The sequence below is a fragment of the Nonomuraea sp. NPDC003709 genome (assembly GCF_040610775.1).
GTDB lineage: Bacteria > Actinomycetota > Actinomycetes > Streptosporangiales > Streptosporangiaceae > Nonomuraea > Nonomuraea angiospora_A.
In genome coordinates this window covers 1-1,141 of sequence record NZ_JBEXMW010000101.1, presented here as the reverse complement: position 1 = coordinate 1,141, position 1,141 = coordinate 1, and the positions used below count along the sequence as shown (strand labels likewise).

Below are 1,141 nucleotides of genomic sequence, written 5' to 3'. Positions count from 1 at the left end.
GAAGAAAGCTGGGGTTATTCTAATAACTCATGATTTAGGCGATGTAGCTGAAGTAGGTGATACAGTCGCGGTGATGTATGCCGGACAACTCGTCGAAAAAGCTTCTGTTGAAGAGCTTTTTCAAAATCCCAAACATCCATACACCCAGTCACTTTTGCGTTCAAATCCATCTGCCGAAACAGTTTCGGATGATTTATATGTGATTCCAGGGTCTGTGCCTTCTCTGTCAGAAATTGAGTATGACAAAGATTTATTTCTCGCTCGAGTGCCTTGGATGAAAGAAGAAGCTCAAAAAGTAATTTCGGAAAAAATGACTGAAATTTCTTCAAATCATTTTGTTCGAGGTCAGGCTTGGAAAAAATTTGAATTTCCAGATCAAAAATTGAAAGGGGGTAAAAAGTGAGCGAAATTCTTAATTTAAAGGACTTAAAAGTTTATTATCCTATTCGATCTGGTTTCTTTAATCGAGTGACAGATAATGTTTTAGCCGTTGATGGAGTAGATTTAACGATTCATGAAGGAGAAACTGTCGGTTTAGTTGGTGAATCTGGCTCTGGAAAATCAACGATTGGCAAAACAATTGTTGGTTTAGAACAAATGACATCAGGACAATTGATTTACAAAGGACAAGATGTCAGCAAAAAAAAGATAAGAAACCAGCTCAAATACAATAAAGATGTTCAAATGATTTTTCAAGATGCATTTTCGAGTTTGAATCCACGGAAAACAATTTACGATATCATTGCGGAGCCTATTCGAAATTTTGAAAAAATAGATGCTAATACGGAAAATAAACGGATTCATGAATTATTGGATATTGTTGGACTACCTAAACAAGCTTTAGAACAGTATCCTTTCCAATTTTCTGGAGGTCAACAACAAAGAATTGGAATCGCACGGGCAGTTGCTACTAATCCTAAGTTAATTGTGGCCGATGAACCAGTTTCAGCATTAGACTTATCTGTTCAAGCTCAGGTTTTGAATTTCATGAAGCTCATTCAAAAGGACTTGGGAATTGCATTTCTTTTTATTTCTCATGATTTAGGGGTTGTCCGCCATATGACTGATAATATTGCAGTCATGCACAACGGTCGAATTGTCGAAAAAGGAACACGAAGAGATATTTTTGATGAGCCACAGC

Annotated in this window: 1 protein-coding gene and 1 pseudogene; both read left to right on the top strand. The window is 36.7% G+C overall.

The window, feature by feature from the left end; translation table 11 throughout:
* Positions 1 to 403 (top strand): annotated as a pseudogene (oppD, locus tag ABZX61_RS65905) (murein tripeptide/oligopeptide ABC transporter ATP-binding protein OppD); the annotation flags it as partial.
* Positions 400 to 1,141: murein tripeptide/oligopeptide ABC transporter ATP-binding protein OppF (gene oppF / locus ABZX61_RS65900; protein ID WP_355213283.1), on the top strand; the 742-nt coding region annotated here is incomplete at its 3' end. The pseudogene oppD and the gene oppF, both read left to right, overlap by 4 nt.